Source organism: Rathayibacter caricis DSM 15933, from assembly GCF_003044275.1.
In the GTDB taxonomy this organism is placed as follows: domain Bacteria; phylum Actinomycetota; class Actinomycetes; order Actinomycetales; family Microbacteriaceae; genus Rathayibacter; species Rathayibacter caricis.
On sequence record NZ_PZPL01000001.1, the window covers coordinates 2,117,587 to 2,142,015 of the forward strand.

Genomic DNA, 24,429 nt, shown 5'->3' on the forward strand with positions numbered 1-24,429 from the left:
GCCGCGAAAGCACTCCTGTGTCCGCACCCTCCTCCCCGTCCGCACCGTCGTCCCCGTCCGTACCGTCGTCCCCGACAGTCCAGCGCCCCCGCACGCTGACAGTGCTGCTGCGCCTGCTGCCGTTCGTCGGCGACACCCTGCCGCGCCTGAGCCTCGGCATCGTGGTCGCCCTGGTGGCCAGCCTCGTCTCGCTGGCGATCCCGATCGTCCTCCAGCGACTCGTCGACGGGCCGCTCACCGAGGGAGCGAGTTCCGGTGATCTCGGTCCGCTGATCGGACCCGTGCTGCTGGTCCTCGGACTCGGCGTGCTCGAGGCGGTCGCGATCGCCCTGCGCCGCCGGATGGTGCTGACCCCGAGCACGCGGGTCGAGGCCCGGATGCGCACCGCGCTCTACCAGCGCCTGCAGGACCTGCCCGTCTCGTTCCACGACCGCTGGCAGAGCGGGCAGCTGCTGTCCCGTGCCGTGAGCGACCTCAGCCTCATCCGCCGCTGGATCGCCTTCGGCTTCGTGCTGCTGGTCGTGAACGCCCTGACGATCCTCGTCGGCTTCGGCGTGCTCGTGTACTGGAACCCGATCCTCGGCGTCCTCTTCATCGTCTGCTCGATCCCCGTCTGGATCTACGGCTTCCTCTTCGAGAAGCGCTACTCGAGCATCGCCCGTCGCAGCCAGGACCAGGCCGGCGATCTGGCGACCACCGTCGAGCAGTCGGTGCACGGCATCCGCGTGCTGAAGGCGTTCGGCCGCGGCAAGCACGCCCTCGAGGGCTTCGCCGATCAGGCGGAGCTGCTGCGCGGCACCGAGATCGCCAAGGCCAAGGCCATCGCGGGGATCTGGCTGATCCTCCTGCTCGTGCCCGATGTGGCGTTCGCGCTGTGCCTGCTCGGCGGAGTGTTCCTCGCCGCCGACGGTCAGCTGAGCGTCGGCGAGCTGTTCGCCTTCTTCGCCACCGCCACGGTGCTGCGCTGGCCGGTGGAGTCGATCGGGTTCCTCCTGTCGATGACCTTCGACACGCGCACCGCCGTCGACCGCTACTTCGAGGTGATGGACAGCCGCAACACGATCACCGACCCGGAGGCGCCCGAGACGATCGCCCGGCCGCGCGGCCGGGTCGTGTTCCGCGACGTCCACTTCCGCTACCAGGACGCACCCGCCAGCACCGCCGACCTGCTCGACGGCGTCGACCTCGAGGTCGAGCCGGGCGAGACGATGGCCCTGGTCGGAGTGACGGGGTCGGGCAAGACGACGCTGACCGCGCTCCTTCCCCGCCTCTACGACGTGACCGCCGGCTCGATCGAGATCGACGGAGTGGACGTGCGCCGCTTGCGCCGCGAGGAGCTCCGCTCGCAGGTGGGCATGGCCTTCGAGGACGCCACGCTCTTCTCGACGTCCGTCCGCGAGAACGTGCTCCTCGGGCGTCCCGAGGCGAGCGAGGAGGAGCTGCTCGAGGCGCTCGAGATCGCCCAGGCCGACTTCGTGCACTCCCTCCCCGACGGCCTCGACACCACGGTCGGCGAGGAGGGGATGAGCCTCTCGGGCGGGCAGCGGCAGAGGCTGGCCCTCGCCCGGGCGATCGCCGCGCGGCCGTCGGTGCTGGTGCTCGACGACCCGCTGTCGGCGCTCGACGTCGACACCGAGGCCCGGGTCGAGGCGGGCCTGCGCCGCGTCCTCGGCGACACGACCGCCCTGATCGTCGCCCACCGTCCGTCCACGGTCGCGCTCGCCGACCGCGTCGCGCTCCTCGAGGAGGGGCGCGTCACCGCCGTCGGCACCCACAGCGAGCTGCTGGCGACGAGCCCCCACTACCGCTTCGTCGTCTCGAGCCTCGAGGAGGACGAGCAGTCCAGGGCCCCCGGCGCCGAGCGCGTCGGCTCCCGGCCCGCCCCGATCGATCAGGAGAGCACCTCATGAGCACGCTCGGCTCCCTCGAGGAGCGCGACGACCTCACGCGCGCGGAGTCCGCGGCGATGCGCCGCCGCTCCCTGCGACTCCTCGGGTCGCTGCTGCGGCCGCTGCGGGTGCGACTGATCCTGACGGCGGTGGTGGTCGTGGTCTCCGCCGCGGCGCAGGTCGCCGGACCGGCGCTGATCGCAGCCGGCATCGACAACGGACTGCCCGCGGTGCTCGACGGCGATGCGACTCCGCTGCTGCTCGCCGTCGGCGCGTACATCCTCACCGGCCTCACCGGCGCCCTCCTGGTCGCCTGGTACACGGTGCTGTCGGCGCGGGTGAGCCAGGCGATCCTCCTGGACCTCCGCAAGCGCGTGTTCCTGCACACGCAGAGGCTCAGCCTCGAGTTCCACGAGAACTACACCTCGGGCCGCATCATCTCGCGGCAGACGAGCGACCTCGACTCGATCCGCGAGCTGCTCGACTCGGGCATCAACCAGCTCGTCCAGGGCGCGCTCTACATGGGCTTCGTGGCGATCGCGCTCGTCTCGCTCGACCCGCCGAGCGGTCTCGTGCTCGCCTGCGCACTCGTCCCGCTGGCGATCCTGACCCGCTGGTTCCAGAAGCGGTCGCAGGCGCTGTTCCGCGGCACCCGCGTCGCGTCGTCGCGGCTGATCGTGCAGTTCGTCGAGACGATGACCGGCATCCGCGCCGTGCAGGCCTTCCGCACCGAGCCGCGCAACGAGTCGGTGTTCGGCGAGCTCGTCGAGCGCTACCGCGTCACCTACAAGCGCGTGTTCGCCCTCTTCGGGACCTTCGATCCCGGCCTCGTGCTGATCGGCAACGTCACGGTCGCGGTCGTCCTGCTGCTGGGCGGCATCCGCGTGCTCGACGGCGGACTCGAGATCGGGGCCCTGCTCGCGGTCCTGCTCTACACGCGCCGGTTCTTCGATCCGATGGAGGAGATGGCGATGTTCTACAACTCCTACCAGTCGGCCGCCGCGGCCCTCGAGAAGATCTCGGGCGTGCTGGCGGAGGAGCCGAGCGTGCCGGATCCCGCGCGCCCGGTCGACCTCTACGAGGCGCGGGGGCGCATCGGGTTCGAGGGCGTCCGCTTCGCGTACACGGCCGATCGCGAGATCCTGCCGCGCTTCGACCTCGACATCCCCGCCGGGCAGACGATCGCCCTGGTCGGATCGACCGGCGCGGGCAAGTCGACCCTGGCGAAGCTGCTCTCGCGCTTCTACGACCCGACCGACGGAGTGGTGACCCTCGACGGCGTCGATCTGCGGCAGCTGCATCCGAAGGACCTCCGCCGCGCGATCGTGATGGTGACACAGGAGGCGTACCTCTTCTCGGGGTCCGTCTCCGACAACATCGCGATCGGCCGGCCCTCGGCCACCTACGACGAGATCGTGGGCGCTGCGAAGGCGGTCGGGGCGCACGAGTTCATCGTGTCGCTGCCGGACGGCTACGACACCGACGTCAACAAGCGCGGCGGGCGCGTCTCGGCCGGGCAGCGCCAGCTGATCTCGTTCGCGCGCGCGTTCCTCGCGGACCCGGCGGTGCTCATCCTCGACGAGGCGACGTCCTCGCTCGACATCCCGAGCGAGCGGCTCGTGCAGCAGGGTCTGCAGACCCTGCTCGCCGATCGGACCGCGGTGATCATCGCGCACCGGCTGTCGACGGTCGCGATCGCCGACCGGGTGCTGGTGATGGAGCACGGGCGCATCGTCGAGGACGGGACTCCGGCCGACCTGATCGCCGGGGAGGGCCGGTTCGCCGTGCTGCACGCCGCCTGGCGGGACTCGCTGGTCTAGGCGCCGGCGGGCTCATGGGTCCAGGCGTCGGCGGGCGGACCGCTCCAGCGAGCGATCCGCACGTCGACGCGGTAGCCGCTCGGCGTCTCGACCAGCGGGGTGCCCTCCCGCTCGTACTCCGCCCGGGCGCGGTCCTCGTAGCCGATCGGAGGGGCGCCGCCGGAGCGGACGACGCGCCACCACGCGGTGTCGGAGCCGTAGCGGGCCATCACGGTGCCGACCGCACGGGCGGCACGGGTCCCGAGGACCGCGGCGACGTCTCCGTAGGCCATCACGTGCCCGCGAGGGATCGAGTCGACGACGGCCAGCACGGCCGTGACGAAGTCGGGTGCGCCTCCGGCTCCTGGGTCGATCCGGTCGGACGATCCGTCGCGAGGATCCCGAGGGGTCAGAGCTTCAGAGCCCCGATGTTCTCGCCGTACGGGGTCTCGCCGACGACCTCGAAGCCGACCCAGCGGAAGAACTGGTCGGGACCGTCCTCGCCGGACTCCCAGATCACGGTGAGGGTGTCGAAGCCCCGGCTGCGCGCCTCGTCGGCGGCGGCGCGGACGGCGAAGGTGCCGACTCCGCGGCCCTGCTTCGCCGCGTCGATGTTGATGCGCCAGATGCAGCTGCGGAACTCCTCCGCGGCGTTCTCGTCGAAGTGCGCGTGGAGGAATCCGACGAGCTCGTCGCCGTCGAGGATCGCGCGCTGCCAGGCGGCTCCGGGATCGATCACGGCCGCGGCGGCGGAGTAGGAGACGGGCGCAACGAACTGCTCCTGGCCGGGTTTGAGGCTCAGGCCGTTGACGGCGGAGATGTTCGAGGCCGACAGCTCTTCCAGACGCAGTGCACTCATGCGGTCAATCTAGCGGGCCGGTCGGCGGGCGGCATCCTCCGGGCGGACGAGGTGTCGTCCGGCGACCCGGCCGCTCCCCGGAACTCTCTCGACGTCGAGACAGTTGGCCCCTCGGGTAAGCTGGCTGAGGCCGTGTGACGCGGCCGAGAGCCGCCCGTCCCGCGCAGAGGCGGGGCGCTTCACGAGACCATGGGAGAGCAATGTCCAAGATCAAGGTTGAGGGAACCGTCGTCGAGCTCGACGGCGACGAGATGACGCGGATCATCTGGCAGAAGATCAAGGACACCCTCATCCACCCGTACCTCGACGTGAACCTCGAGTACTACGACCTCGGCATGGAGCACCGCGACGCGACCGACGACCAGGTCACGATCGACGCGGCGCACGCCATCCAGAAGCACGGCGTGGGCGTCAAGTGCGCGACCATCACGCCCGACGAGGCGCGGGTCGAGGAGTTCGGCCTGAAGAAGATGTGGAAGTCGCCCAACGGCACGATCCGCAACATCCTCGGCGGCGTGATCTTCCGCGAGCCGATCATCATCTCGAACATCCCGCGCCTCGTGCCGGGCTGGAACAAGCCGATCATCATCGGCCGCCACGCCTTCGGCGACCAGTACCGCGCCACGGACTTCGTCTTCAAGGGGAAGGGCACGCTCACCGTCGAGTTCACCCCCGAGGACGGCTCCGAGCCGATGAAGTTCGAGGTCTACAAGGCGCCCGACGACGGCATCGCGCAGGTCCAGTACAACCAGGACGCGTCGATCCGCGACTTCGCGCGCTCGTCGCTCAACTACGGGCTGACCCGCAACTACCCGGTCTACCTCTCGACGAAGAACACGATCCTGAAGGCCTACGACGGCCGCTTCAAGGACATCTTCGAGGAGATCTTCCAGACCGAGTTCAAGGAGCGCTTCGACGCCGCCGGTCTGACCTACGAGCACCGCCTCATCGACGATATGGTCGCCTCGGCCATGAAGTGGGAAGGCGGCTACGTCTGGGCCTGCAAGAACTACGACGGCGACGTGCAGTCCGACACCGTGGCGCAGGGCTTCGGCTCGCTCGGCCTCATGACCTCGGTCCTCTCGACGCCCGACGGCTCCGTCGTCGAGGCCGAGGCGGCGCACGGCACGGTCACGCGCCACTACCGCCAGCACCAGGCGGGCAAGCCCACCTCGACGAACCCGATCGCCTCGATCTACGCCTGGACGCGCGGCCTCGCGCACCGCGGCAAGCTCGACGGCAACCAGGAGCTCATCGACTTCTCGCTCGCGCTCGAGGACGTCGTCATCAAGACGGTCGAGTCCGGCAAGATGACGAAGGACCTCGCGCTGCTCGTCGGCCCCGACCAGGGCTGGCAGACGACGGAGGAGTTCCTCGCGACGCTCGACGAGAACCTCAAGGCGCGCATGTCGGCGTAGCCCGCCTCCGGCTCGCAGAGCACGCTTCGGCCCGCAGGATCCTCGGATCCCGCGGGCCGACCGCGTTCCCGGGGTCCGGAGGTGCTCAGAGCACGCGGGCGAGCCGATCCAGAGCCGCCATCGCGTCCGGCCCCGAGGGCATGAGCACGACGCTCGCGGCGCCGGCGTCGTGGAGCTGCGCGATCCGTGCACGGGCAGCCGAGGGGGTGCCGACGACCGCCAGCTGGTCGACCCACTCGTCGGGCAGGTCGCGGACGAAGGCGGCGCGATCGGCGCTCCGCTCGCGCAGGGCGCGGAACTCGGCCGCGAAGGGCAGCGGGTCGATGTGCGGCGCCCAGTCCGGCTCGCCGATCCACTCGAGGCCGGGGCGGACGAGGTCGCGCGCCGCCGAGGCGTCGTCGTCGACCGCGGCCACGTTGTAGGCGACCACGCGGCCGGCCGTGCCGAGGTGCCCGCGCGCGGTGGCGAGGTACTCCGGAGTCACCGGCTCGGCGAGCACGACGCCGTCGGCGATGCGGCCGGCCAGCTCGAGCGAGCGGGGTCCGCGGACGCCGGCGAGCAGCGGCGGGAGCACCGTCGGCGGGGTCTCGAGGCGGAGCGAGTCGACCGCGACGTAGCGGCCGTCGCGCGTCGTCTCCTCGCCCGAGAGCAGGGAGCGGACGGCGTCGAACTGCTCCTCGAGGAGCGTGAGGGGGCTGGCCGGCCAGATGCGCAGGCCGCGCATCCAGTGCGGCATGCCGTGACCGATGCCGGCGTGCACGCGGCCGGGGAACAGCTCGGCAAGCGTGCCCAGCTCCATGGCGGTGAACGCGGCGGCGCGGGCGGCGGCGGGCAGGATGCCGATGCCCACGACGATCCGCTCGGTCGCGGCGAGGACGGCCGCGGCCTGGGCGATGCCGCCGCGGAAGCCGAGGTCCTCGACGACCCAGAGCTCGTCGAAGCCCGCGGCCTCGGCGCGGCGGGCGTAGGGGAGGACCTGCGAGGCGGGGAGGTCGCGGGGGAGCAGGAGTCCGACGGCGGCGTCGGGAGTCGTGGCGCGCATGCTGCCAGCGTACGGCGGTGTGGCCGCACGCGACGGCGGGGCGGCCGCTCGCGCGCGCCGCCCCGCCGGAGGGTCCGAGCTACTCCGAGTGCGCCTCGCTCAGCTGCACCTGCTCGGGGTGCGAGGTCGAGACGACCTCGATCTTGCGGGAGCGCGCCTTCTCGGACACGGGGATCGTGACCGACAGCACGCCGTTGTCGTACGACGCCGAGATGCGCTCGGTGTCGACGCCCTGGCCCAGGCTCAGCTGGCGCACGAAGGTGGCCGACTGGCGCTCCCGGGTGATCCAGGTGACTCCGTCCCCGCTCGCGACGGTGCGCTGGGCGCGGATCGTGAGCAGCTGCCCGTCGACGTCCACATCGACGGAGCCGGGGTCGATGCCCGGCAGGTCGGCGGTGAGCACGTAGTGGTCACCGTCGCGGTACAGGTCGATCGGCATGCGGCGGGGGCCCTGGCCCGAGCCGAAGAGGGCGGAGGCGAAGCGGTCGAGCTCGCGGACGGGGTCGTAGGTGACGGCCATGGGAATCACTCCATTCGGTCTGGCAACGGATGAGTCTCAAGTTGAGCCGACTCGACTCAACTGCCTCGAATATAGCACTCGACCCCGGAGAGTGCCAACGGGAGGCGTCACCCTTTCAGGTACTTCGTTACCTGTTCGTAACAGAGCCCGGCAATCGAGTTCGTAGGGTCGTTTCTATGCGGGAACCGATCCGGTTCCCAGCGACTGCGAGTAGAGGACTTCGTTTGCCGATCCAGCCCTTCCACCCACCGAGAGTCCGACGCGCGGAGAGGCGGATCCTCGCGGGTCTCGCCGTCCTCGGTGTCGCCGCCTCCGCCGCCTTCGCCGCCACGGGCGCCAGCGCCGCCCCCGTGATCGGGAGCGCCTCCCTCGTCGGCGGCCTCTCGTCGCTGCAGAGCTTCGACGACGGCGACTACGTCGTCACCCTCGTCGAGCCGTCCGCCGCGACCTACGAGGGCACCGACGCCCGCTTCGCCCGCACCGCACCGGACGCCGGCGCGCAGCTGCAGGCGCGCTCCGCTCCGGTGGAGGACTACGCCGAGCACCTGGAGAAGCGCCAGGACGCCGTCGCCGCCGCGGTCGACGCGCGGATCGGCTACCACTACACGGTGGCCCTCAACGGCTTCTCGGCCACCCTCACCGGCGCGCAGGCGAGCGTGCTCGCGAACCGCAAGGACGTCGCGCAGGTGCGCGAGATCGAGGACCTCACCCTCGACCGGGCCCGCGGTGCCGCTCAGACCGCTCCGCTGGTCACGGCGGAGCCGGGCGCCGGCACTCCCGTGCCCGACACCGGGCAGCAGCGCTCGACCGACTTCCTCGGCCTCGAGGGCGAGGGCGGCGTCTGGAACGCGGTCGGCGGCGTCGACGCCGCGGGAGCGGGCATCGTCGTCGGTGTCATCGACTCCGGCATCGCGCCCGAGAACCCCTCGTTCGACGGTCCGCCCCTGGCCACGTCGCCGGGAGCCGCGCCGTACACGGACGGCGAGACCATCACCTACCGCAAGTCCGACGGCGGCGAGTTCGTCGGAGCGTGCGAGACCGGCTCCGACTCCTCCCAGCAGTGGGACGGCGACGAGTGCAGCCAGAAGCTGATCGGCGCGCGCTGGTTCCTCGGCGACTCCGAGAAGGTCGGCTCGGACGACAACCCCGAGTTCCTCTCGCCCCGCGACGCCGACGGGCACGGCTCGCACACCGCGAGCACCGCCGCCGGCAATGCCGACGTCGAGGCGAGCGTCGACGGCTACGACTACGGCACCATCTCGGGTGTCGCCCCGGCGGCGAAGGTCGCGGCCTACAAGGTCTGCTGGAACGGCGACGTCGAGGGCACGGACGACGACGACTTCTGCTCCGGCCCCGGCATCCTCGGTGCGATCGAGGCGGCCGTGACGGACGGCGTCGACGTGATCAACTTCTCGATCGGCGGCGGCTCCGCGACCTCCACGCTGACCCTCTACGACGAGGCGTTCCTGAACGCCGCGGCGGCGGGCGTCTTCGTGGCGGCCTCCGCGGGCAACTCGGGCCCCGACGCCTCGACCCTCGACCACGCCTCGCCGTGGTACACCACGGTCGCCGCGTCCTCGATCCCGTCGTACACGGCGACCGCCACCCTGGGTGACGGCCAGGCGTTCGTCGGCGGCTCCATCTCGGTCCACGAGGACCTGGAGGCTCCGCTGGTGAACAGCGCCGACGTCGCGCGCTCGGGCACCGAGATGCCCGAGATCTGCGCGCCCGGCACGCTGGACCCGGACAAGGTGAAGGGCGCCGTCGTGGCCTGCACCGCGGGCACCACCGCGCGCGTCTCCAAGTCGGCCGAGGTCGAGCGGGCCGGCGGCGTCGGCATGCTGCTGCTGAACCCGACCCCCAACGCGCTGCACGTCGACGACCACTCGGTCCCGACCATCCAGATCGACTCCCAGGCCTACGAGGCGATCACCGAGTACGCCTCCACCGACGGCGCGACCGTCGAGCTCAGCGAGGGCAACCTCACGGGCGCCGAGATCCCCGTCCCGCAGGTCGCCGGCTTCTCGTCGCGCGGCCCGGCCGAGGCCGACGGAACCGACGTGCTCAAGCCCGACCTCACGGCTCCCGGAGTCGCGATCCTCGCCGACTCCTTCAACGAGGAGGGCGACGACCCGGCCTTCGCGTTCGAGTCGGGGACCTCGATGTCCTCGCCGCACGTGGCGGGCCTCGCGGCGCTGATCCTCGGCGTCTCTCCGACCGCCTCCCCGTCGGCCGTGAAGTCGGCCATGATGACGACCGCGTACGACAGCGTCGACCAGGCGGGGAACCCCTCCACCGACGTCTTCGCGCAGGGCGCCGGACACGTCGACCCGACCGCCTTCCTGGACCCGGGACTGCTCTACGAGAGCGGCCCGACCGACTGGATCGCGTTCCTCAAGGGCGCGGGCTACGTGTTCGACCCCGACTTCGCGGTCGACGCCATCGACCCGTCCGACCTGAACCAGCCTTCGATCGCCATCGGCTCGCTCGCGGGCACGCAGACGGTCACGCGCACGGTCACCGCGACCGGTCCCGGCGTGTACACCGCCTCGATCGACGTGCCCGGGATCGATGCCGTCGTCTCGCCCCAGACCCTGACTTTCGGGGCGGCGGGCGAGAGCGCCGAGTACACGGTCACCTTCACGACCGAGGACGCCGGGCTCGCCGAGTTCGCGACGGGCTACCTCACCTGGACGAGCGCCGAGCACGAGGTGCGCAGCCCCGTGGCCGTGCGCCCGGTGCTGCTCGACGCGCCCTTCGAGGTCTCCGGCTCCGGTTCGACCGGATCCACGACCGCCACGATCACGCCCGGCATCGACGGCGCGCTGCCGCTCTCACCGAGCGGGCTCGCCCGGGGAGTGCTGGCCGAGGACGAGTCGGCCGAGGACGGCCACTCGGGCGTCCTGCCCGCGGGGGAGACGTTCGTGACGAGCGTCGAGGTGCCCGAGGGTGCGACCTTCGCGCGCTTCGACCTCGACGCGATCGACGACACGTCCGACCTGGACCTGTACGTCGAGCTGCTGGACGCCGACGGGGAGCCTGTGGGCGAGGCCGTCTCGGCCACCGCCTCGGCCGACGAGCGGGTCGACCTCGACTCGCCGGACGCAGGCACCTACCGGGTGACCGCCGACATCTACGCGGTCGGATCCGACGACACCGTCGCCTTCGACCTGCGCAGCTTCGTCGTCACCGAGGAGGGCGGCCTCGGCTCGCTCACGACCGAGCCCGAGACCGTGGACGCCGTGCTCGGCGAGCCCACGTCGTACTCGGTCTCATGGTCGGACCTGGCGGGCCCCGCGCAGTACCTCGGGCGCATCGCCTATGCGGACTCGGGACTCGCGACGCTCGTGAGCGTCGACGTGACTGAGGACGTCTCGCCCGGACCGCAGCCGACCGCGACGCCCACGGCCGAGCCGACCGCGACCCCGACCGCGGAGCCGACCGCGACGCCCGCGCCGACCGGTGCACCGGAGCCGACCGCGTCTCCGACCGCCGGACCGACCGCCGGCCCCGCGCCGACGTCGTCGCCGACCTCCGGACCGGGCCTGCCCGGCACCGGCGGACCGGGTCACCTGCCCTCGACGGGCTTCCAGGGAGGGCTCCTCGGAGCCGCCGCGCTGGCGCTGATCGGCGCCGGAGCGGTCATCACCGGAGTCCGGCGCCGCGCCGTGGCGCTGCGTGAGGAGACCGCGGCGGAGTAGTCGCCCGCTCGACACGACGGCCGTCCTGCTCGCTCCTCCGGGAGCGGCGGGGCGGCCGTTCGTCGTCGGTGGCGCTGCCCGGAGATCGTCCGTCGTCGGTAGCGCTGCTACGAGATCGAGCGGCGCCCGGCGATGACGCCCGAGACGATCGCGACGACGCCGAACGCGATCGCGACGACCGGCTGCCCGAGATCGAGCCAGGCGAGCGCCGCGGCTCCGAAGACGAGGAGCTCGATCAGGGAGCGGCCGTAGACGTCGATCGCGAGGACGGCGCGCGGCGAGAGGAAGAGGGCCCAGACGAGAGCGGCGAGAACGGGGGCGCCGATGCCGACGACGACGTTCAGCGGCACGTCGAAGCTGCTGAAGCCCCAGAGGCCGAACGTGATCAGCGCGAACAGCTCGAGCACGAAGCGCACGACGGCGTTCGGGCCGATCCGGGGGTCGCGGTCCGCTGCGGTCGCTCTCGCTGGATTCACGCCGACCATGCTAACCGGCCCGCCCCGGCGGAGCCCGAGAGTCTCTTGCCCGCTCGGAAAGTCTCTGCAAGACTTTCCACTATGGAAAACGACGACATCCTCCGCGAGCTGTCCGCCGACCGTGCCCGTCTGGCCGACCGCGTCCGCACCCCCTGGTGGCTCGCAGTCGGCTTCGGCCTGGTCGCCGCACTCTTCGTGGTGCGCCCCGCCGCCGGCGAGGACCTGCCCGGCGGGATCCTGCCCGCGCTCGCCCTCGGCGCCGTGCTGCTCTGGGCCTACCGTCGCGCGACCGGCGTCGCGCTCGGACACCTCGGCGCGATGCCGTGGCTGCTCACCGGCGCGGCACTCGTCCTGGTGCTCGCGCTCTACAGCGTCGCCCTCGGGTTCGCCTCGTTCGATCTGCACGGCTGGGTGGCCCTGCCGACGGCGGTGGCGTTCGCGGTCGGAGTCGGCGCCACCTCCGCCTTCACCGCCTCGGCCCGCGAGCGGATGCGCCGTGTCCGCTGACGCGCGGTTCGACGAGGTCATCCACGCGCCGCTCCGGCTGCGCATCTGCGGCCTGCTGCGGGCCGGCGACGGAGTCGACTTCGGCGTCCTGCGCGACACTCTCGGAGTGAGCGACGCGACGCTCTCGAAGCATCTGAAGGTCCTCGCCGACGCCGGCTTCACGAGCAGTCTCAAGAGTTCGTCCTCCGCCCGGAGCGACTCGCGGCGCGTGACGTGGGTGTCGCTGACCCGACCCGGAGCCGCCGCGTTCGACTCGCACGTCCGGGCCCTCCGAGCCATCACCCTGGGGGAGTGACGCCTCCGCCGTCGCCCGGGCTTCCCATACTCTCGACCGGAGAGTATTCTCGTGATCATGACACCTCCGCTCCCGCCGACGGCGTTCTGGATCCTCACCGTGCTGTCGCGGGGGAGGAGGCACGGCTACGCGATCCTGGCTGAGGCCCGCGAGCTCTCGTCGGGAGACGCGGTGCTGAAGGTGCCGACGCTCTACTCCGCCCTCGAGCGCCTCGCGGCAGACGGCCTCGTGGCGGTCGACGGCGAGGAGGTGTCGGACGGACGGCTGCGGCGGTTCTTCCGGCTGACCGAGGCGGGTGGGAAGGCTCTCGCCACCGAGCTCGCCCGACTGCAGGTCATGGTCGAGCAGGGGAGCGCAGCGCTGCGCGAGCGTCCGGAGGGGGTCGTCGCGTGAGCGCAGAGCGCCGTTACCGACGCCTCCTGCGCTGGTATCCGGAGGACTGGCGGCGCGAGCACGAAGAGGTCGTCCTCGGGATGCTCCTCGACGACGCGGATGCCGCGGGCCGCGACGGCCCGGACACCGGCGAGGCGATCGGACTCGTGATCGGCGGAATCGCCCAGCACACCTGGCGGAGGAACGACCGCCGCCGTACCACCGCGACGGCGCTGATCGTCGCGGCGGTGCTGGCACTCCTCTACGCGGTCACCGTCACCTGGAGCCCGAGCACGGCGTACGCCGGCTACCTCGGTCCGTTCTCGAACCCCACCGTCCTCGTCGCCTCGGCGCTCGCCGTCGCCGCCGGTCTGGCCCTCGCCGGTCGCACCGGAGCCGCCCGCCTGCTCGCGGTCGCCTCCGTGGCGGGGCTCGTCGTGCTCGTCGTCGCCGCCGAGCGCTCGGGCTGGATGGGCCCGGGCGTCGGCGTCCTGGCCCTGCTCGCCCCGCCGGCTCTGTCGGGCGCGCTGCCGCCGAAGGGCGTCCGCGGTGCCGCGCGGGACGCGGCCGCGGCGATCGGGCTCGTTCTCGTGCTGATCGGCGCCGGGATCGCGGCGAGCTACTCCGCCCTGCTCGTCGAGCTCGTCGCCTCCGACGTGCCGCTTCCCGCCGTCGACCTCGAGATCGCCGCGTTCGCCGTCGCCGCGCCGCTCCTGGCCCTCGCCGCGAGGTGGCCGCTCAGTCGACGATCGAGGGCCGCGGGCGCCGCTACTTGAAGATGATCGTGCGCGCCCCGTCGAGCAGCACGCGGTCCTCCGCGAACCACTTGACCGCCTGGGTGAGGGTGCGGCTCTCCTCGTCCTGACCGATCGCGACGAGCTGCGCGGGGGAGTGCGAGTGGTCGACGCGCACGACGTTCTGCTCGATGATCGGACCCTCGTCGAGGTCGCTCGTGACGAAGTGGGCGGTCGCGCCGATCAGCTTCACGCCGCGCGCGTGCGCCTGCTTGTAGGGGTTCGCGCCCTTGAAGCCGGGCAGGAACGAATGATGGATGTTGATGGCGCGGCCGGCCAGGCGCGCGCAGAGCTCGGGGGAGAGGATCTGCATGTAGCGCGCGAGCACGACGAGCTCGATGTCGTGCTGCTCGACGACCTCGACGACCCGCTCCTCGAACTCCCGCTTCGACTCCGGCGACACGACCGGGCGCGACTCGAACGGCACTCCGTAGAACTCCGCGAGATCGCGCAGCACTCCGTGGTTCGACAGGATCAGCGGCACGTCCACGGCCAGCTGACCGGCGCGCTGGCGGAACAGCAGGTCGTTGACGCAGTGCGCCGCCGTCGAGGCCAGCACCAGGGTCCGGAGGGGCCGCCCGACGACGTCCAGCCGCCAGGTCATCCCGTAGTGCTCGGTGATGGGCTGGAGCGCCCGTTCGAACTCCTCGCGGGTCACCGGCGACTCGACCTGCAGGCGCATGAAGAAGCGGCCGGTGTCGGCGCTCGAGAACTGCTGGCTCTCGGTGATGTTGCCGCGCGCGTGCACGACCGCGCCCGAGACGGCGTGGACGATGCCGGGCAGGTCCGGGCACGCGAACGTGAGGGTCCAGTGGTTGCCGGGACCTCCGTCGCCGACCCCGGTGAACTCGGTGCCGGTGGGCACGGGCCGGTCGGAGGCGGGCGCTGCGGGGTCGGACTGCATCCGCCCAGGATAACGGCCGGGAGCCGTCCGTCCTGGACCCCTCCCCACGCCCGCGGGTAGGCTGGCAGCGGTCGTCGGCACTCCCCGCGGCCCCGGGCGCGCACGACGGCGCGCAGCCGATCCTCCGCCCTCGGGCCGCCACCGCCTCGAGCGGAGCCGCCGCCGCGGCAGGACTCGCCTCTCGGAGCACTCCGATGTCCTCACCCGTTCTTCCCGTCCGCACCGCGCCGCCCACCGCCCGCGACCGCTTCCCCTGGCCGCCGCTCCTCGTCCTCTCGAGCGTGATCTTCCTCTCCGTCACCGCCGAGATGATGCCCACCGGGCTGCTGCCGGAGCTCGGTGCGTCGTTCGGCGTCTCCCCGGCGCAGGCGGGTCTGCTCGTCACCGTCTTCGCGTTCACCGTGGTGCTCTCGAGCACTCCGCTGGCGCTGCTCACCCGCCGCGTGCCCCGGCGCACCCTCCTGCTCGCGGTCCTCGTCGTGCTCACGCTGGGCACGGTCGCGACGGCGCTCGCGCCCAGCTACCCCCTCCTCCTCGCGGCCCGGATCGTCGGCGGCGCGGGGCACGGGCTCTTCTGGGCCGTCGTCGGCGCCTACTCCGCCCGCCTCGTCCGCCCGCGCGATCTCGGCCGGGCGGTGGCGGTCACCTTCGCGGGCGGCACGCTCGCCTTCGTCCTCGGCGTGCCGCTGGGCACGGCGCTCGGGCAGCTCGTCGGTTGGCGGGTGTCGTTCCTGATCGTGGCCGGGCTGATGGCGGTGGGGGTCCTGCTGGTCCTCCGTGTGCTCCCGAGCGTCGAGACCCCCGTCCCGACCACCACCACGGGCTCGATCCAGGCGCTGCGGCCCGGCCGCGGCGTCGGCGCGGTCGCCGTGCTCTGTGTCGCGGTCGCCGTCGCGATGACCGGCCACTACGCCTTCACCACCTACCTCGTCCCCTTCGCGACCGAGCGGATGGAGGCGCCCGCCGGGGCGGTGTCGCCGCTGCTCTTCGTCTACGGAGCCGCCGGAGCGGTCGGACTCGTCATCGCCGGCACGCGCGCGGTCACCCGCCGACCGGTCGCCGCCCTCCTGCTCGCGCTGAGCGTCGTCCTCGTCTCGTCCGTCGTGCTGAACCTGGCGCCGGCGCAGCCCCTCCTCGCGCTGCCCGCCTTCGCGATATGGGGAGTCGCGTTCGGGGTGCTGCCCTCGCTGCTGCAGACGCGACTGCTGCAGGTGGCGGATCCGCTGATCCGCGACACCGCGACGGCGGTCTACACGGCGTCGTTCAACGCCGGGATCGGAGCGGGAGCGCTGGTCGGCTCGGTCGTCTACGGGGCGTTCGGCCTCGAGAGCACCGCCGTGGTCTACGCGGCGGGACTCGTGGTGGCCGTGGCACTGCTGGCGGGCGCGTCCTGGAGGACCCGCACCCGCGTCGTCGCCTCGGCGCCGTAGCGTCCCTCCGGGGAGGCGTACCTCACGCCGACGCGGTGCTCGCCGGCGGCGAGGTCGAGTGAGACCGTGAATCCCGGGGCTCGTGCAGAGACACTGCGCCGGAGCACGCCGTTGACGAGCACGTCCACCTGTCCGGTCGCCGACAGCACGACGAGCGGGACCCCGTCGCCGGCGCTCGCCGTGGCCGGAGCGAGCGGTCGCGGAGCCTGCAGCCGGACGGTCACCGGGGCGCTGCGCCCGTCGGAGACGGCGACGACCGTCGTGGCGCCCGGAGGGAGGGGCAGCGGCTCGATCGACCAGGTGCCGTCGGCGTCGGCGCGGGTCGAGGCGCGGACCGCGCCGCCGGCCGCGTCCTCGACGGTCACCACCGCGCCCGGAGCGGCGGTGCCGTGCGCGTCGGGGAGGAGCCTCCCGGAGGGGTCCGCTGTCAGGGCGAGAGTCGGAGGTGCGGCCGTCGGGACGGCGGTCGGCGTCGGACTCGTCGGAGCGGGGGTCGGCGTCGTCGGTGTTGGTGTCGGTGTCGGTGTTCGTGTCGGGGTCGGTGTCGGCGTTCGCGACGGGGTCGGTGCGGGGGTCGCCGGGAGCGAGGCCGTCGGTGTCGGCCGCGGCGAGTCCGTCGTCGTCGGGACGGGGGACGGGACGGCCGTCACGGGTGCGGTCGGACCGGGCTCCGGCACCACGGCGCTCGGCTCCGGCGCGGGGCGCGGGGCGGGTGCGGGTGCCGCGACCGGCTGCGGACCGAGCGCGACGGCGGTGGACGGCGACGCGCCGGCCGTGGCGGTCGGGGTCGGCGAGGCGACGGTGTCCGGCGTCGCCGCGAGGTCGGTCGGCGCCGACGCCTCGATGGTGACGGGGGCGACGGGTGCCACCGCGACCTGCTGCTCAGCGGGCGGTCCCGCCGGCGGCAGGAGCGCGGCGAGAGCGAGACCCGCGGTGACGACCCCCGTCACGGCCACTGCGGCGATGAGGGACGCGCTCGCTCCCGCGCCGGCCGACACTCCGACCACCGACGCACCCGCTCCGCTCGCCGACGCACCCGCTCCGCCCGCCGACGCCCCGGCCGCCGCACCCGCCGACGCCCCTGCAGCACCGCCCGCCGCGCCGTACGCCACCGCCCCGCCGACCCCCGCCGCGAGAGGCAGCAGCAGCATCGCCAGCCGGGCGCCCGCTCCCGCCGCCTCGGCGAGGGCCGCGCGGCAGGACTCGCACGTCGCGAGATGAGCGTCCGTCCGCCGCCGGTCCCGGATCGGCAGCCGCCCGCGAGTGTGCGCGCCCGCTCGCTCGAGGACCCACCGGCACTCGCCGTCGGCCGCGCTCGCGGCCACGTGCTCCTGGATCCACGCCCCGCGCAGGCCCTCCCGGGCGCGGTGCCCGAGGGCGGCCACTCCGTTCGGTCGCAGGCCCAGCAGGGGAGCGGCCTCGGCCGGGCTCATCCCCTCGACCACCGTGTACCAGAGCACCTCGCGCCAGCGGGCGGGCAGTGCGCGGAAGGCGCGCACGCCGAGATCGCGGTCCAGCGCCGCGAGGGCGCGCTCCTCCGGGCCGTCCTCGGGGGTCGCCACGTCGTCCTCGAGCGGCCGCTCCCGCGCTCCGCGCCGCCCCCAGCTGGACGCGACGTTGCGGACGGAGGTGAAGAGGTAGGGGCGGAAGGCGCCGTCGGGTCCGCCGCCGCGGGCGAGCGCGTCGAGGGTGCGGAGGAACGCCTCCGACACGAGGTCGTCGGCGTCGAGGGTGGACCACGCCCGTGCGACGGACCGAGCCGCGGGCGCGTGCCGTCGCCACAGCTCGGCCGAGGCCGCCGCGTCGCCCTCCCGCACCCGGTCGATCAGCTCGGCATCGCCCGCCGAGCCGGCGTGGGAGCGGTCGGACCGCCCGAGCCGCGGGCCCGGAGTCGCCCTGTGCGCGTTCGCCACAGCACCCTCCTCCGCTCGTCGACCCGACGATCCTGCCAGCGAGCCGAGTGATCGTCGGGTTCTGTCGCGCAGTGGAGCGCGGCCTGCGCGTTGCTAAGCTGGCCGCGCCGCGACTGGCGTTCGGATGGGTGACCATCAGGGAGCGGCACCTCCTCCGGGGCGCGCTCCGGACACTTTTCCCGCCGCACGCCTGGGCTGGAACGGATACCGTAGTCCGGGTCGCCCGTACGCGCCGAGTCGCCTCGATGCACCGGCGCGGGCACCCTCCGTTTCCCAGTCAAGGAGCGTCCGTGTCCTCTTCCACCGCCCAGAGTCCCGCGACCACCGGTGCGTCCGGATCGTTCGACCAGCCCGTCTCGGTCGTCGATCCCGAGATCGCCGCCGTCCTGCAGCAGGAGCTCGACCGCCAGCGCGGCTACCTCGAGATGATCGCGAGCGAGAACTTCGTGCCGCGCGCGATCCTGGAGTCGCAGGGCTCGGTCCTGACCAACAAGTACGCCGAGGGCTACCCGGGCCGCCGCTACTACGGCGGCTGCGAGTTCGTCGACGTGGCCGAGCAGCTCGCGATCGACCGCGCCGAGGCCCTCTTCGGCGCCGAGTTCGCGAACGTGCAGCCCCACTCCGGTGCCACCGCGAACGCCGCAGCGCTCTCCGCGCTGATCCAGCCCGGCGACACGATCCTCGGGCTCGAGCTCGCCCACGGCGGTCATCTGACGCACGGCATGAAGCTCAACTTCTCGGGCAAGCTCTACAACGCGACCGCGTACGGCGTCGACCCGCAGTCGTTCCGCATCGACATGGACGTCGTGCGCGAGAAGGCCCTCGAGGTCCGCCCGCAGGTGCTGATCGCCGGCTGGTCGGCCTACCCGCGCCACCTCGACTTCGAGGCGTTCCGCGCCATCGCCGACGAGGTCGGCGCGAAGCTCTGGGTCGACATGGCGCACTTCGCCGGCCTCGTCGCAGCGGGCCTGCACCCCTCGCCCGTCCCGCACGCCGATGTGGTCACCACGACCGTGCACAAGACGCTGGCGGGTCCCCGCTCCGGCCTCATCCTGGCCAGGCAGGAGTACGCCAAGAAGCTCAACTCGGCCGTGTTCCCGGGCCAGCAGGGCGGCCCGCTGATGCACGTCATCGCGGCGAAGGCGACGGCCTTCAAGCTCGCCGGCGAGGCGGAGTTCGCCGAGCGCCAGGCCCGCACGATCCGCGGCGCGCAGATCCTCGCCGAGCGCCTCACCGCGCCCGACGCGAAGGCCGAGGGCATCGACGTGCTCACCGGAGGCACCGACGTGCACCTGGTGCTCGCCGACCTCCGCAACTCCCCGCTCGACGGCCAGCAGGCGGAGGACCGGCTGCACGAGGTCGGCATCACCGTCAACCGCAACGCCGTGCCCTTCGACCCGCGTCCTCCGATGGTCACCTCGGGGCTCCGCATCGGCACGCCGGCGCTCGCCACGCGCGGCTTCGGCGAGAACGAGTTCAGCGAGGTCGCCGACGTGATCGCCGAGGCACTCAAGCCGTCCGCCGACCTGCAGGCCCTGCGCGCCCGCGTGGGTCGCCTCACGGACGACTTCCCGCTCTACCCCGGGCTCTGAGCCCCGATCCGCGGAGCCGCCCGGCTCCGCGGATCCCCTCCGGGCCCCTGGCCCTCCGCGTGCCGCGGTCGCCGGACGACACGTCCCCGGCGACCCGGTGCGCGCCGCTCGAACACGAGGAGTCATCCGATGACGGCACAGGTACTCGACGGAGTCGCCACGGCGACGGCGGTCAAGGCCGAGATCGCGGTGCGGGTCGCCGCGCTGCGCGAGAAGGGGATCGTGCCGGGGCTCGGCACGCTGCTGGTCGGCGACGACCCGGCCTCCCGCTCCTACGTCGCCGGCAAGCACCGCGACTGCGCCGAGGTCGGCATCGAGTCGATCCGGGTCGACCTGCCCGCGACGGCCTCGGCCGAGGACATCCGCAGCGCGATCCGCCAGCTGAACGAGTCCGCGGCGGTGACCGGCTACATCATCCAGCTGCCGCTGCCGAAGGGCATCGACGAGAACGCGATGCTCGAGCTGATGGACCCCGACAAGGACGCCGACGGGCTGCACCCGACGAATCTCGGCCGCCTGGTTCTCGGTGTCGAGGGCGAGCTCGACAGCCCCCTGCCCTGTACGCCCAACGGCGTCGTCGAGATGCTGCGACGGCACGACATCCCGCTCTCGGGCAAGCACGTCGTGGTGGTCGGGCGCGGTCTCACCGTCGGTCGGCCGCTCGGGCTGCTCCTGACGCGCAAGGGCCTCGACGCGACCGTCACCCTGACCCACTCGCGCACGACCGACCTCGCCGCGGAGGTGCGCCGCGCCGACATCGTGGTCGCCGCCGTCGGCGTCCCCGGGCTCATCGCCGCCGACTGGGTGAAGCCCGGCGCCGCCGTGCTGGACGTGGGCATCACCCGCGTCGAGAACCCGGAGACCGGCCGCGCGAAGCTCACCGGTGACGTCGCTCCCGGAGTGGCGGAGGTCGCGGGCTGGCTCTCGCCAGTTCCCGGCGGCGTCGGCCCGATGACCCGCGCCATGCTCATCCACAACGTAGTCACGGCTGCGGAGCGCGCCGCCCGCTGACCGCGCGGAAGCGCACCGGATCCCCCGGGGCGAGCTGGGCGAGGGCGTCGAGCGACGCGGAATCGACGACGGCGACCACGGGGTAGCCGCCGGTCACCGGGTGGTCCGGTCCGAAGACGACCGGGAGCCCGGACGGCGGCAGCTGCACCGAGCCGTGCAGCATCCCCTCGCTCGGCAGTTCGCCGCCGCGCCCCGTCGGCAGCGGTGCTCCGGTCAGCCGGAGTCCGACGCGGTCGGCGTCGCCGAGGTGCCAGGGAGTGTCGAGGAGCGCCCTCCAGGTGCCCGGCGGGAGCCGCTCCAGGCGCGGTCCCGGGTGCACGGCGAGCGTCGCTCCGTGGCCCGGCGCCGGGAAGGGCCACCAGTCGAGGGCGGCGACGCCGCCGGAGGCGCGTCCGATCGCCAGCACGTCCCCCGCCCGCAGCGGCTCGGGCCCGAGGGCCGCGAGGGTGTCGCGGGAGCGCGACCCGAGCACGGGTGGCACGTCGATCCCACCCCGGACGGCGAGCGTGCGGCGGATCCCCGCGCGCAGCGGGCCCAGCCTCAGCACGGCGCCGGCCGGCAGCAGCACGGGGAGGACCCGGTCGACGCTCCGCCCGTCGATCCGCGCGTCCCCGTCGGCTCCGGTCAGGCTGATCCAGGCGTCCGCGTCGGCGCTCACGGCGAAGCCCGCGCCGAGCAGCTCCAGGCCCGCGTCGTCGGCGCCCCCGCCCAGCAGTCGGTTCCCGAGGCGGAGGGCTCCGGCGTCCATCGCGCCCGAGCGGCCCACGCCGAGCGCGGCGAATCCCGGGCGGCCCGCGTCCTGCACGAGCGCGAGGGGGCCGGGGTCGAGGACGCGGAGGCTCACCGCACCTCCCGGAACCGCACCTCGTCGCCCGGCGCGAGGAGCGCCGGCGGTGTCCGCTCGACGTCCCAGAGCATCGCCGCGGTCGTCCCGATCAGCTGCCAGCCGCCGGGGGAGGAACGGGGGTAGATGCCGGAGTAGGGGCCCGCCAGCGCCACCGATCCCGCGGGCACGCGGGTCCGCGGCTCCGCCCGGCGCGGCACCTCCGGCCAGTCGCCGAGCGCGACGAGGTACGCGAAACCGGGGGCGAATCCGCCGAAGGCCGCCCGCCACCCTGTCTCCGTGTGGCGGCGCACCAGTTCGCCGACCGTCCAGCCGAGTGCGGTCGCGGTGTCTGCGAGGTCCGCGCCGTCGTACTCGACGTCCACGACGATCAGCCGTCCCGTCGTGCCCGCGGCGTCCGTGTCCGCCGAGGCGCAGACGACCCGGATCCACAGGGCCGCCTCCGGCACCGGGAGGACGTCGGGATCGAGGACGACCAGCACGGTCCGGGCCGCGGGAACGAGATCGACGACGCCCTGCGGCCGCTCCGCCTCGAGGGCGAGCGCCAGCGCGAGTGCCTCGTCGAGACCGCCCGTCTCCACGAGCACCGCTCGATCCCCGGAGGGCAGCAGGCGCACGGGGATCACGGCACCGCGGCCGCGAGGGCGACCCCGGCCCGGGCGAGAGCGTCCCGCACGGCCACCGCCATCGCGAGGGCGCCGGGGGAGTCGCCGTGCACGCACAGCGAGTCGACGTCGACGCGGAGGATCCCGCCGTCGCGGTCCACGACCGCCCCCTCTGTCGCCATCCGCACCGCACGAGCGGCGACGAGCGGCACGTCGATGAGGACGGCCCCCTCCTCGCCGCGCGGCACGAGGGTGCCGTCGGAGCGGTAGCCGCGGTCGACGAACGCCTCGCGGACGAAGGGCAGGCCCGCGTCCCCGGCAGCGCGCTCGATCGCGGAGGAGGCGAGCCCGAGGACGGGCAGGCCCGGTGCCGCGTCGTGCACAGCGGCCGCGACGGCTCCGGCCCGCACCTCGTCGTGCACGATGCGGTTGTAGAGGGCGCCGTGCGGCTTGACGTAGCGGACGTGCGTGCCGGTCGCCCGCGCGACGGCCTGCAGTGCTCCGATCTGGTAGACGACGTCGGCGTGGAGCTCGTCCGGGCCGACGGGCAGGTCGCGCCGTCCGAAGCCCGCCAGATCGCGGTACGAGACATGCGCACCGACCGCGACTCCCCGTTCCGCCGCGAGCCGGCAGCGGTCGAGCATGATCGAGGGATCGCCGGCGTGGAATCCGCACGCGATGCTCGCGCTCGACACCACCCGCAGGATCGCGTCGTCGTCTCCGAGCTCCCACACGCCGAAGCCCTCGCCGAGGTCGGCGTTGAGGTCGATCGCAGCGCGCATGCCCCGAGCCTACGGTTCCCGTCCAGACGACGCCGGTAGCGTTGCCGGGCGCACTCGCGTCCCCCACCCCCGTCGGACCCGTCTTCGAGTGCGCCCGCCCCACGAGGAGAACCCATGCGCACCGTATCCGCCTACGCCGCCCCGTCCGCCACCGAGCCGCTGATCCCGACCACCGTCGAGCGCCGCGACATCGGCCCGCACGACGTGCTCATCGAGATCGCCTATTCCGGCATCTGCCACTCCGACATCCACACCGTGCGCGGGGAGTGGGGACCGGTCGCCTACCCGCTGACCGTCGGCCACGAGATCGTCGGCGTCGTCGCCGAGGTCGGCTCCGAGGTCTCGAAGCACTCCGTCGGAGACCGCGTCGGCGTGGGCTGCATGGTCAACTCCTGCCGCGAGTGCGAGAACTGCCTCGCGGGCGAGGAGCAGTACTGCCTGAAGGGCAACGTCGGCACCTACGCCGCCGTCGACCGCGACGGCACCATCACCCAGGGCGGCTACTCCACCCACGTCGTGGTCGTCGAGGACTTCGTGCTCCGCGTGCCGGAGTCGATCCCCTACGAGGCCGCCGCGCCGCTGCTGTGCGCCGGCATCACCACCTACTCGCCCCTGTCGCACTGGAACGCCGGCCCCGGCAAGAAGGTCGCCGTCGTCGGACTCGGCGGCCTGGGCCACATGGCCGTGCAGTTCGCTCACGCCATGGGCGCCGAGGTCACGGTGCTCTCGCAGACGCTCGGCAAGAAGGACGACGGCCTGCGCCTGGGCGCCGACCACTACTACGCGACGAAGGACGAGGAGACGTTCGCGACCCTCGCGAACACCTTCGACATCATCCTGAACACCGTCAGCGCCCCGCTCGACCTCGACGCGTACCTCGGCATGCTGCGCCTGAACGGCACCATGGTGAACGTCGGCGCCCCGGCCGAGGCCCTGCCGCTGCACGTCTTCACGCTCTTCGGCGCCCGCCGCTCCTTCGCGGGCTCGGGCATCGGAGGCATCCGCGAGACCCAGGAGATGCTCGACTTCTGCGCCGAGAAGGGCATCGCGAGCGAGGTCGAGGTCATCCCGGCCTCCGAGATCAACGCCGCCTACGAGCGCGTGCTCTCGTCCGACGTGCGGTACCGCTTCGTCATCGACATCGCGACGATGACGGAGTAGTCGCTAGCCTCGCGGCATGAGCGAACGGAGTCACCCCGCGGTCGACAGCGTCCTGGCAGATCTCGCCGTGCACGGAGTTCATCCGCCCGTGCGCTGGCTCGACGAGGCCGCGTCGACCGCGGCCCTCGCGGCAGCGGCGCTCGGCATCGAGCCGGGGCAGATCGCGAACTCGCTGGTGTTCCTCCTCGACGGGGAGCCGCTGCTCGTGCTGACGAGCGGCGGCCACCGCGTCGAGGAGGAGTGGCTCGGCGGCGAGCTGGGCGGCACGATCGGCCGGGCGAGCGCGTCGGTCGTCAAAGCGGCCACGGGCCAGACCATCGGAGGCGTTGCGCCGGTCGGTCATCCCCGCGCGCTGCGCACCGTGGTCGACGAGGCGCTCGCGGAGTACGGCACGGTGTGGGCGGCGGCGGGACACGCGCACACGGTGTACCCGACCAGCGCCTCGGAGCTCGTGAGGGTCACCGGGGGAGTGCTGCGCGCGGTCGTCCCGCCCGCCTGAGGGCCACCGGACGCAG

The 24,429-nt window shown here is 73.1% G+C and carries 23 protein-coding genes and 1 riboswitch; of the genes, 13 read left to right on the forward strand and 10 right to left on the reverse strand.

Going from position 1 to position 24,429, the window contains the following annotated elements; all coding sequences use genetic code 11:
• The first annotated feature begins 95 nt into the window (after window positions 1-95).
• Entirely contained in the window at window positions 96-1,910 is a 1,815-nt protein-coding gene (locus tag C1I63_RS09825) for an ABC transporter ATP-binding protein (protein WP_244907189.1), read from the forward strand.
• Window positions 1,907-3,709 (forward strand): ABC transporter ATP-binding protein, encoded by a 1,803-nt coding sequence (locus C1I63_RS09830; RefSeq protein ID WP_107574654.1) that lies wholly within the window; start codon window positions 1,907-1,909, stop codon window positions 3,707-3,709. The genes C1I63_RS09825 and C1I63_RS09830 overlap by 4 nt, the downstream gene beginning before the upstream one ends.
• Here the strand turns inward: C1I63_RS09830 and C1I63_RS09835 are convergent.
• Window positions 3,706-4,020, reverse strand: a complete 315-nt coding sequence (locus C1I63_RS09835) for an MGMT family protein (protein WP_244907018.1) — start codon at window positions 4,018-4,020, stop codon at window positions 3,706-3,708. The genes C1I63_RS09830 and C1I63_RS09835 overlap by 4 nt on opposite strands.
• A 77-nt stretch (window positions 4,021-4,097) precedes the next feature.
• The gene (locus C1I63_RS09840; RefSeq protein ID WP_055787533.1) at window positions 4,098-4,547 is read right to left on the reverse strand and encodes a GNAT family N-acetyltransferase; all 450 of its coding nucleotides are present in this window, start codon (window positions 4,545-4,547) and stop codon (window positions 4,098-4,100) included.
• A gap of 200 nt (window positions 4,548-4,747) precedes the next feature.
• On the opposite strand from C1I63_RS09840, the gene C1I63_RS09845 reads away from it, so the two are divergent.
• A complete protein-coding gene (locus tag C1I63_RS09845; RefSeq protein ID WP_055787536.1) occupies window positions 4,748-5,965 on the forward strand; it encodes an NADP-dependent isocitrate dehydrogenase in 1,218 nt (405 codons plus the stop codon).
• An 85-nt stretch (window positions 5,966-6,050) separates the two neighbouring features.
• Here C1I63_RS09845 and C1I63_RS09850 read toward each other — a convergent pair whose 3' ends face one another.
• The gene (locus C1I63_RS09850; RefSeq protein ID WP_107574656.1) at window positions 6,051-7,007 is read right to left on the reverse strand and encodes an LLM class flavin-dependent oxidoreductase; all 957 of its coding nucleotides are present in this window, start codon (window positions 7,005-7,007) and stop codon (window positions 6,051-6,053) included.
• Between the two features lie 79 nt (window positions 7,008-7,086).
• The gene (locus C1I63_RS09855) at window positions 7,087-7,527 is read right to left on the reverse strand and encodes an Hsp20/alpha crystallin family protein (protein ID WP_056866559.1); all 441 of its coding nucleotides are present in this window, start codon (window positions 7,525-7,527) and stop codon (window positions 7,087-7,089) included.
• Between the two features lie 224 nt (window positions 7,528-7,751).
• On the opposite strand from C1I63_RS09855, the gene C1I63_RS09860 reads away from it, so the two are divergent.
• Window positions 7,752-11,228 (forward strand): S8 family serine peptidase, encoded by a 3,477-nt coding sequence (locus tag C1I63_RS09860; protein WP_146168429.1) that lies wholly within the window; start codon window positions 7,752-7,754, stop codon window positions 11,226-11,228.
• Window positions 11,229-11,335: 107 nt separating this feature from the next.
• Here the strand turns inward: C1I63_RS09860 and C1I63_RS09865 are convergent, their stop codons facing one another.
• On the reverse strand, window positions 11,336-11,704 hold the full coding sequence (locus C1I63_RS09865) for a YrdB family protein (protein ID WP_244907019.1): 369 nt from the start codon (window positions 11,702-11,704) through the stop codon (window positions 11,336-11,338).
• 81 nt (window positions 11,705-11,785) lie between these two features.
• Between C1I63_RS09865 and C1I63_RS20130 the strand changes: the two genes are divergently transcribed.
• The 4 genes from C1I63_RS20130 to C1I63_RS09885 are packed head-to-tail and all read left to right on the forward strand — an operon-like array spanning window position 11,786 to window position 13,654.
• Window positions 11,786-12,211, forward strand: a complete 426-nt coding sequence (locus tag C1I63_RS20130; RefSeq protein WP_107574659.1) for a hypothetical protein — start codon at window positions 11,786-11,788, stop codon at window positions 12,209-12,211.
• Window positions 12,201-12,506 carry a transcriptional regulator gene (locus tag C1I63_RS20135; RefSeq protein ID WP_055787560.1) on the forward strand — a complete coding sequence of 102 codons (306 nt, stop codon included), beginning with the start codon at window positions 12,201-12,203 and terminating at the stop codon, window positions 12,504-12,506. The genes C1I63_RS20130 and C1I63_RS20135 overlap by 11 nt, the downstream gene beginning before the upstream one ends.
• 57 nt (window positions 12,507-12,563) lie before the next feature.
• Window positions 12,564-12,899, forward strand: a complete 336-nt coding sequence (locus tag C1I63_RS09880; RefSeq protein WP_107575813.1) for a PadR family transcriptional regulator — start codon at window positions 12,564-12,566, stop codon at window positions 12,897-12,899.
• On the forward strand, window positions 12,896-13,654 hold the full coding sequence (locus tag C1I63_RS09885) for a hypothetical protein (RefSeq protein WP_107574660.1): 759 nt from the start codon (window positions 12,896-12,898) through the stop codon (window positions 13,652-13,654). The genes C1I63_RS09880 and C1I63_RS09885 overlap by 4 nt, the downstream gene beginning before the upstream one ends.
• Here C1I63_RS09885 and purU read toward each other — a convergent pair.
• A complete protein-coding gene (purU, locus tag C1I63_RS09890; protein ID WP_082480998.1) occupies window positions 13,647-14,576 on the reverse strand; it encodes a formyltetrahydrofolate deformylase in 930 nt (309 codons plus the stop codon). The two genes, C1I63_RS09885 and purU, sit on opposite strands and share 8 nt — an antisense overlap.
• A gap of 194 nt (window positions 14,577-14,770) precedes the next feature.
• Here purU and C1I63_RS09895 point away from each other — a divergent pair, with 194 nt between their 5' ends.
• On the forward strand, window positions 14,771-16,006 hold the full coding sequence (locus C1I63_RS09895; RefSeq protein WP_107574661.1) for an MFS transporter: 1,236 nt from the start codon (window positions 14,771-14,773) through the stop codon (window positions 16,004-16,006).
• On the opposite strand, the gene C1I63_RS09900 is transcribed toward C1I63_RS09895, so the two are convergent.
• Window positions 15,919-17,919, reverse strand: coding sequence for a sigma-70 family RNA polymerase sigma factor (locus tag C1I63_RS09900; RefSeq protein ID WP_107574662.1), 2,001 nt, complete (start codon window positions 17,917-17,919; stop codon window positions 15,919-15,921). The genes C1I63_RS09895 and C1I63_RS09900 overlap by 88 nt on opposite strands.
• Before the next feature lie 99 nt (window positions 17,920-18,018).
• Window positions 18,019-18,122: riboswitch (ZMP/ZTP riboswitch) on the forward strand.
• Between the two features lie 87 nt (window positions 18,123-18,209).
• Between C1I63_RS09900 and glyA the strand changes: the two genes are divergently transcribed.
• Together glyA and C1I63_RS09910 are read left to right on the forward strand one after the other, a co-directional pair.
• Window positions 18,210-19,511: a serine hydroxymethyltransferase gene (gene glyA / locus C1I63_RS09905; RefSeq protein WP_280523117.1), complete on the forward strand. Its 1,302-nt coding sequence runs from the start codon at window positions 18,210-18,212 to the stop codon at window positions 19,509-19,511.
• A gap of 129 nt (window positions 19,512-19,640) precedes the next feature.
• A complete protein-coding gene (locus C1I63_RS09910; RefSeq protein WP_055787573.1) occupies window positions 19,641-20,522 on the forward strand; it encodes a bifunctional methylenetetrahydrofolate dehydrogenase/methenyltetrahydrofolate cyclohydrolase in 882 nt (293 codons plus the stop codon).
• Here C1I63_RS09910 and C1I63_RS20330 read toward each other — a convergent pair.
• From C1I63_RS20330 to C1I63_RS09925, 3 genes are read right to left on the reverse strand one after another with little or no spacing between them, the layout of a single operon-like run.
• Window positions 20,494-21,366: a 5-oxoprolinase subunit C family protein gene (locus C1I63_RS20330; RefSeq protein WP_107574664.1), complete on the reverse strand. Its 873-nt coding sequence runs from the start codon at window positions 21,364-21,366 to the stop codon at window positions 20,494-20,496. The two genes, C1I63_RS09910 and C1I63_RS20330, sit on opposite strands and share 29 nt — an antisense overlap.
• Entirely contained in the window at window positions 21,363-21,992 is a 630-nt protein-coding gene (locus C1I63_RS20335; protein WP_425326975.1) for a 5-oxoprolinase subunit B family protein, read from the reverse strand. Before C1I63_RS20335 ends, C1I63_RS20330 begins: the two co-directional genes overlap by 4 nt.
• Window positions 21,989-22,753 carry a LamB/YcsF family protein gene (locus C1I63_RS09925; protein WP_107574665.1) on the reverse strand — a complete coding sequence of 255 codons (765 nt, stop codon included), beginning with the start codon at window positions 22,751-22,753 and terminating at the stop codon, window positions 21,989-21,991. Before C1I63_RS09925 ends, C1I63_RS20335 begins: the two co-directional genes overlap by 4 nt.
• A gap of 114 nt (window positions 22,754-22,867) precedes the next feature.
• Between C1I63_RS09925 and C1I63_RS09930 the strand changes: the two genes are divergently transcribed.
• Window positions 22,868-23,914, forward strand: a complete 1,047-nt coding sequence (locus C1I63_RS09930; protein WP_107574666.1) for an NAD(P)-dependent alcohol dehydrogenase — start codon at window positions 22,868-22,870, stop codon at window positions 23,912-23,914.
• A 16-nt stretch (window positions 23,915-23,930) separates the two neighbouring features.
• The gene (locus C1I63_RS09935; protein ID WP_107574667.1) at window positions 23,931-24,413 is read left to right on the forward strand and encodes a YbaK/EbsC family protein; all 483 of its coding nucleotides are present in this window, start codon (window positions 23,931-23,933) and stop codon (window positions 24,411-24,413) included.
• Window positions 24,414-24,429 lie beyond the last annotated feature (16 nt).

Coding starts and splice junctions, on each gene's coding strand:
- C1I63_RS09830 (WP_107574654.1), top strand. CDS start 1,907: ATGAGCACGCTCGGCTCCCTCGAGGAGCGCGACGACCTCACGCGCGCG.
- C1I63_RS09840 (WP_055787533.1), bottom strand. CDS start 4,547: ATGAGTGCACTGCGTCTGGAAGAGCTGTCGGCCTCGAACATCTCCGCC.
- C1I63_RS09845 (WP_055787536.1), top strand. CDS start 4,748: ATGTCCAAGATCAAGGTTGAGGGAACCGTCGTCGAGCTCGACGGCGAC.
- C1I63_RS09850 (WP_107574656.1), bottom strand. CDS start 7,007: ATGCGCGCCACGACTCCCGACGCCGCCGTCGGACTCCTGCTCCCCCGC.
- C1I63_RS09855 (WP_056866559.1), bottom strand. CDS start 7,527: ATGGCCGTCACCTACGACCCCGTCCGCGAGCTCGACCGCTTCGCCTCC.
- C1I63_RS20130 (WP_107574659.1), top strand. CDS start 11,786: ATGGAAAACGACGACATCCTCCGCGAGCTGTCCGCCGACCGTGCCCGT.
- C1I63_RS09880 (WP_107575813.1), top strand. CDS start 12,564: ATGACACCTCCGCTCCCGCCGACGGCGTTCTGGATCCTCACCGTGCTG.
- purU (WP_082480998.1), bottom strand. CDS start 14,576: ATGCAGTCCGACCCCGCAGCGCCCGCCTCCGACCGGCCCGTGCCCACC.
- C1I63_RS09895 (WP_107574661.1), top strand. CDS start 14,771: ATGTCCTCACCCGTTCTTCCCGTCCGCACCGCGCCGCCCACCGCCCGC.
- C1I63_RS09910 (WP_055787573.1), top strand. CDS start 19,641: ATGACGGCACAGGTACTCGACGGAGTCGCCACGGCGACGGCGGTCAAG.
- C1I63_RS09925 (WP_107574665.1), bottom strand. CDS start 22,753: ATGCGCGCTGCGATCGACCTCAACGCCGACCTCGGCGAGGGCTTCGGC.
- C1I63_RS09930 (WP_107574666.1), top strand. CDS start 22,868: ATGCGCACCGTATCCGCCTACGCCGCCCCGTCCGCCACCGAGCCGCTG.
- C1I63_RS09935 (WP_107574667.1), top strand. CDS start 23,931: ATGAGCGAACGGAGTCACCCCGCGGTCGACAGCGTCCTGGCAGATCTC.